The organism is Mesorhizobium sp. M0478 (genome assembly GCF_040321305.1).
Taxonomy (GTDB): Bacteria; Pseudomonadota; Alphaproteobacteria; order Rhizobiales; family Rhizobiaceae; genus Mesorhizobium.
This window is the reverse complement of sequence record NZ_JAMYRH010000034.1, coordinates 1-5674: the sequence shown is the minus strand read 5'-3', so window position 1 is coordinate 5674 and position 5674 is coordinate 1. Positions and strand designations below refer to the sequence as shown.

Below are 5674 nucleotides of genomic sequence, written 5' to 3'. Positions count from 1 at the left end.
CCACCCCCTATTTAAAATTTTAGGCGAGCGTGGGCTGCTTATTTTTTTTTAAACCTCCCGGGTTTGGTCACCGGCCCCCCCCCCCCCGGCCTCGCTGCCCTCGACACCTCTCCCCCGATCGACGGGGTAGAGGAAGGGCGCGAACTTATGCAGACCGGCGCCTTTCCTCTCCCTCCGGAGGGGGGAGAGGTGGCGCCGCGAAGCGGCGACGGAGTGGGGGAAGCCCTTCGCGAAACGCGAAGCCGCCGAAAAACGGCGGCAACTCGGCCAGCGCAAAAACTCAAACAAGAAATAACGTCATGACCAAGAAGCCGGAAAAGCCGGGCTCCGCCAGCATTCGTGTCCTCAAGACGCGGATCAAGAAGAAGAGCGGCCTGAAGGAATCGTCGCGCCGCTGGCTGCAGCGCCACATCAATGATCCCTATGTCCAGCGCTCCAAGGCCGACGGCTATCGCTCGCGCGCGGCCTACAAGCTGATCGAGATCGATGACAAGCATCATCTGCTGAAACCCGGCATGAAGGTCATCGATCTCGGTGCGGCCCCCGGCGGCTGGTGCCAGGTGGCGGCCGCGAGGACGAAATCGACGGCTGATAATCCACATGTCATCGGCATCGACTATCTCGAAATGGATGCGGTGCCGGGTGCGCCGGTGCTGCTGATGGATTTCCTCGACCCGGAAGCGCCGCAAAAGCTCGCCGAGGCGCTGGGCGGCGACCCCGATATCGTGTTGTCCGACATGGCCGCGCCGACCACCGGCCACAAGCGAACCGACCACATCCGCACCATGCATCTGTGCGAGGTGGCCGCCGATTTCGCGCTGTCGGTGCTGAAGCCGGGCGGGCACTTTTTGGCCAAGACGTTTCAAGGCGGCGCCGAAAACGAGCTGCTGTCGATGCTCAAGAAGAACTTCCGCTCGGTGCACCACGTGAAGCCGCCGGCGTCGCGGGATGAGTCGGTGGAACTGTATTTGCTGGCGAAGGATTTTAAGGGCAGAGACGGCACGGCGTGAAAGACGCTTCGTAGCGTTCCGTCCCTCTGTCCTGCCGGACATCTCGCCCGCAAGGGGGGAGATTGGCAGCTGCGACCGTCTCGCCATTCCTTCAAAGTTGCAAGATTGGCGAAAGCCGCGTGATATCCGATCTCCCCCCTTGCGGGGGAGATGGCCGGCAGGCCAGAGGGGGGTGTGAAGGATCGCCGACGTCGACGATTTTCGTCGCGCCGCCCCTTACTTCCCAGCCGTGCTCACCGGCTCCAGCGTCTTCGGCGTCGTCAGCCGGCCGTGGCCCGACACCGCATTGCCGGCATCCGGTGCCAGCCGCATGAACGATACCGACGCCGCCGCTGACACTGCCGCCACGATGAAGAAGGCAATGTGGAAATCGCCGAGCATCAGCGGGCCGCCATGGATCGAGGTCGAGACTTCCAGGATGCCGCCGGCCAGCGCCACGCCGAGCGCGATCGACAACTGCTGGAACACCGCCGTGATCGGCGTTGCCTTGCTGGTGTCTTCAGCCGTCACCTCGGCATAGGAGAGCGCGTTGACGCCGGTGAAGAACATCGAGCGGATAAACCCGCCGACCAGCAATATCGCCAGCATCAGCGCGTAAGGCGTCTCCGGCGTGAACAGGCCGTAGATGGCGATCGATGCGGCCGCGATCAGCGAGCCCCAGATCAGCACCCGGCGGAAGCCGGCGAGCCGGAAGATCAGCGCGGTGACGAACTTCATGCCGATGGCGCCGATGGCCGAGACGAAGGTGATCATGCCCGACTGGAACGGCGTCAGCCCGAAGCCGATCTGGAACATCAGGGGCAACAGGAACGGCACCGCGCCGATGCCGATGCGAAACAGCGAGCCGCCGAGCACCGAGGAGCGGAACACCTGGTTGCGGAACAGTTCCAGCGCCAGCAGCGGGTTCTTGGCGCGCCGCGCATGCAGCAGATAGAGCACGCCGGAAATCAGCCCGACCGCCACGGTGATGAGGCCGGTCGCCGGCGGCAGATAGGGCAGGCTGACCACCGACAGGCCGAAGACGACGCCGGAGGCCGCCAGCCCGCTCAGCACGAAACCGACGAAATCGAGCGGCGGCGTCTCCATCGAGTCGGTTTGCGGCAGGAAGCGCGTCGCCAGCCAGATGCCGATCAGGCCGATCGGCACGTTGATCAGAAAGATCCAGTGCCAGGTGAAATAGGTGGTGATGAAGCCGCCGATCGGTGGTCCCACAAGCGGGCCGACCAGCGCCGGCACCGTGAGCCACGACATGGCGGCAACCAGCTCGCTCTTCGGCGTCGCGCGCACCAGCACCAGGCGGCCGACCGGCGTCATCATGGCGCCGCCTATGCCTTGCAGGAAGCGCGAGACGACGAAGGCCGGCAGTGAATTGGAGATGGCGCAGCAGACCGAGCCGACGATGAACACGCCGATCGCGGCGCGAAAAATGGTCTTGGCGCCAAACCGGTCGGCCATCCAGCCGCTGATCGGAATGAAGATGGCCAGCGACACCAGATAGGCGGTCAGCGCCAGCTTGAGCGCGATCGGGCTGGTGTGGATGTCGACGGCGATCGCCGGCAGCGATGTCGCAATGACGGTCGAATCCATGTTTTCCATGAACAAGGCGACCGCCAGAATGAGCGGAATGATGCGGTTCAACGAACGCGTCCGAACTGGCCAAAAATTGCGTGCCGACCAATCCAGGCAATGAAAAGGCGGGGCAAGCGATACGAACCGGCGGTTATCACGCCTCAGGCGCGATGTCGCATTAATTTGCTGTCACTTTTGTGCGACCGCGCGCGGACAAGAGGCGTTGCTGCGTTTCTGCACAAAGGATGAAACTGGCGAAAATCGACCCTCTCCTGGGCAGGTCCGCCGAATAGGAGATGACCGGCTTTTCATCGGCGCCGCGACGTGTTACCAGCCAGCGCCAATCCTGAAAGGGAAGAAACGAGTCGGCGCTGTCCATTTCGGTCCAGCGCTTTTTTGTATTCTCCCAGCGCTTTTCGTATCCGAGGACTGGCCATGGCAAAAATCATCGAAACGTCCACCGGCGCGCTGGCGCTGACCTTTGACGACGTGCTGTTGCAGCCCGGTCATTCCGAGGTCATGCCCGGTGAGACCGACATCCGCACCCGCATCGCCACCGACATCGACCTCAACGTGCCGATCCTGTCGGCCGCCATGGACACCGTCACCGAGGCGCGGCTCGCCATCGCCATGGCGCAGGCCGGCGGCATCGGCGTCATCCACCGCAATTTCTCGCCGGCCGAACAGGCCGAGCAGGTGCGTCAGGTCAAGAAGTTCGAATCGGGCATGGTCATCAATCCGGTCACCATCGGCCCCGACGCCACGCTCGCGGACGCGCTGGCGCTGATGCGCACCTATTCCATCTCGGGCATTCCGGTGGTCGAGAATGGCGGCAGCGGCGGCCAGAAGATCGGCCGCCTGGTCGGCATCCTGACCAACCGCGACGTGCGCTTCGCCTCCGATCCGGGGCAGAAAGTCTACGAATTGATGACCCGTGAGAACCTGATCACGGTCAAGGAGAATGTCGACCAGGACGAGGCCAAGCGGCTGCTGCACCAGCACCGCATCGAAAAGCTCGTCGTCGTGGACAAGTCCGGCAATTGCGTCGGCCTGATCACCGTCAAGGACATCGAGAAGTCGCAGCTCAACCCGCACGCCACCAAGGATGCGCAGGGGCGCCTGCGGGCGGCGGCCGCCACCAGCGTCGGCGATGACGGCTTCGAGCGCGCCGAGCGGTTGATCGATGCCGGTGTCGACCTCCTGGTCATCGACACCGCGCATGGCCATTCGCAGCGCGTGCTCGATGCGGTGACGCGGGCCAAGAAGCTTTCCAATTCCGTCCGCATCCTGGCCGGCAACGTCGCCACCGCCGAAGGCACGCAGGCGCTGATCGACGCCGGCGCCGATGCCGTCAAGGTCGGCATCGGCCCGGGCTCGATCTGCACCACGCGCATCGTCGCCGGCGTCGGCGTGCCGCAGCTTTCGGCGATCATGTCGGCGGTCGAGACGGCGCATAGATCAGGCGTGTCGGTCATCGCCGACGGCGGCATCAAATATTCGGGTGACCTGGCCAAGGCGCTTGCCGCGGGCGCCAGTGCGGCCATGATCGGTTCTCTGCTGGCCGGCACCGACGAAAGCCCGGGCGAGGTCTATCTGCATCAGGGCCGCTCCTTCAAGGCCTATCGCGGCATGGGCTCTGTCGGCGCCATGGCGCGCGGCTCGGCCGATCGCTACTTCCAGGCCGAGGTTCGCGACACGCTGAAACTGGTCCCGGAAGGCATTGAAGGGCAGGTGCCCTACAAGGGACCTGTGTCTGGCGTGCTGCACCAGCTTGCGGGCGGGCTAAAAGCCGCTATGGGTTATGTCGGTGGCCGCGACCTTGCCGATTTTCGCGAACGCGCCACCTTTGTGCGCATATCCAACGCCGGACTTCGTGAAAGCCACGCCCATGACGTCACGATTACCCGCGAAAGCCCGAACTATCCTGGCGGAGCCTGACCGGCAGCCAGAGCGGTACATGCTTTGGCGCCACCAGGCGACGATCGTGCTGCGGCTGGCGCGCCATGCCGGCGCGCTGTGCTTTGCCGCCGCGGCGGTTTTCATCATCATGACGCTGCTGGAATTCTTCTATTTCCGCCGGCTGAGCGGTGGCCTGCCGTCGCTCGACGTGCGCCTTGGCGGGTTCACGCCCGATGAGGGCATGGCCTGGCTGACGGCACTCGGCCGACGCGGCAGCGAGATCATCCTGGTCTGGCACTATTTGACTTTCGACCTTCTCTTCCCGGCGCTGCTGTCGCTGACCATGGTCAGCCTGATCCTGGCAACGGGGCGGCGGCTGAAGAATTTTCGTGCCATGCCGGTGCAGCTTCAGGCGCTGTTCGCGCTGGTCATCGTGCTGCCCTACACATGCGCCGACTACGCCCAGAACATTGCGGTGGCGCGGCTTCTGTCCGATGCGCTGTCGGCCAACCCGGATTCTCTGTCTTTGGCCTCGTCGCTGATCGTCACCAAATTCGCGCTGCTGGCGATCCCCGTCATCGTCATCGCGTTTTTGATCCTTGCCGCCCAGCGGCGTCCACAGGCATGAACGACAGAGCAGGGGCAACGCCATGAGCCAGACCGCGATTTTCTGGCCGATGCTGGCGCAGGTGTTCCTCGTCTATATCGTCTATGTCGTGATGGGCCGGCGCCGCTACGGCGCGGTCAAATCGGGCGAGGCCAAGGTCGGTCAATACAAGGTGCGCACGACCGAGCCCGGGTCGAGCGTCACGGTTGCCAACAATCTCATCAACCAGTTCGAACTGCCGGTGCTGTTCTATGTGCTGTGTCTGGCGCTGCACGCGACCAATGGCGTCAATTATCTGACCCTGGCCTTGATGTGGATTTTCGTGATTTCCCGCTATGGCCACGCCTGGGTCCACCTCACCAGCAACAATCTGCGGTTTCGCAGCCGCGCCTTCTACGTCGGCGCGATCATTCTCTTGCTGGCATGGATCTGGTTCGCGCTACACCTGCTCGGAGCGGTGTAGGGCAGTTGTTTACCCTCCCCCTTGTGGGCATAGGCGCTAAGATAGGTATTGCCCTGCGGAATCGGGTGTGATTCTACACTGCGATGACACACGAATCGCTTGTTGATGACGGCTGGGCCGAGACGA

6 protein-coding genes are annotated in these 5674 nt (G+C 63.5%); 4 read left to right on the top strand and 2 right to left on the bottom strand.

What is annotated here, in order from left to right:
• Positions 1–299 precede the first annotated feature (299 nt).
• Entirely contained in the window at positions 300–1010 is a 711-nt protein-coding gene (locus NKI64_RS32005; RefSeq protein WP_023694903.1) for an RlmE family RNA methyltransferase, read from the top strand.
• Between the two features lie 216 nt (positions 1011–1226).
• On the opposite strand, the gene NKI64_RS32000 is transcribed toward NKI64_RS32005, so the two are convergent.
• Both NKI64_RS32000 and NKI64_RS31995 read right to left on the bottom strand, forming a co-directional pair.
• Positions 1227–2648, bottom strand: coding sequence for an MFS transporter (locus NKI64_RS32000; RefSeq protein WP_023816215.1), 1422 nt, complete (start codon positions 2646–2648; stop codon positions 1227–1229).
• 109 nt (positions 2649–2757) lie between these two features.
• The gene (locus NKI64_RS31995) at positions 2758–2958 is read right to left on the bottom strand and encodes a hypothetical protein (RefSeq protein ID WP_031198005.1); all 201 of its coding nucleotides are present in this window, start codon (positions 2956–2958) and stop codon (positions 2758–2760) included.
• Positions 2959–3014: 56 nt separating this feature from the next.
• Here NKI64_RS31995 and guaB point away from each other — a divergent pair, with 56 nt between their 5' ends.
• Genes guaB through NKI64_RS31980 form a run of 3 tightly spaced genes read left to right on the top strand, consistent with a single transcriptional unit; the run spans position 3015 to position 5548 of the window.
• The gene (gene guaB / locus NKI64_RS31990) at positions 3015–4517 is read left to right on the top strand and encodes an IMP dehydrogenase (RefSeq protein WP_023742866.1); all 1503 of its coding nucleotides are present in this window, start codon (positions 3015–3017) and stop codon (positions 4515–4517) included.
• 19 nt (positions 4518–4536) lie between these two features.
• Positions 4537–5106 carry a hypothetical protein gene (locus tag NKI64_RS31985; RefSeq protein ID WP_050587175.1) on the top strand — a complete coding sequence of 190 codons (570 nt, stop codon included), beginning with the start codon at positions 4537–4539 and terminating at the stop codon, positions 5104–5106.
• Between the two features lie 22 nt (positions 5107–5128).
• Positions 5129–5548, top strand: a complete 420-nt coding sequence (locus NKI64_RS31980; RefSeq protein ID WP_023682427.1) for an MAPEG family protein — start codon at positions 5129–5131, stop codon at positions 5546–5548.
• The last annotated feature ends 126 nt before the right edge of the window (positions 5549–5674 follow it).

Excerpts from the sequence above, each read along its gene's own strand:
- NKI64_RS31980 (WP_023682427.1), top strand. The coding sequence starts at position 5,129 with ATGAGCCAGACCGCGATTTTCTGGCCGATGCTGGCGCAGGTGTTCCTC.
- NKI64_RS32005 (WP_023694903.1), top strand. The coding sequence starts at position 300 with ATGACCAAGAAGCCGGAAAAGCCGGGCTCCGCCAGCATTCGTGTCCTC.
- NKI64_RS31995 (WP_031198005.1), bottom strand. The coding sequence starts at position 2,958 with ATGGACAGCGCCGACTCGTTTCTTCCCTTTCAGGATTGGCGCTGGCTG.
- NKI64_RS31985 (WP_050587175.1), top strand. The coding sequence starts at position 4,537 with ATGCTTTGGCGCCACCAGGCGACGATCGTGCTGCGGCTGGCGCGCCAT.
- guaB (WP_023742866.1), top strand. The coding sequence starts at position 3,015 with ATGGCAAAAATCATCGAAACGTCCACCGGCGCGCTGGCGCTGACCTTT.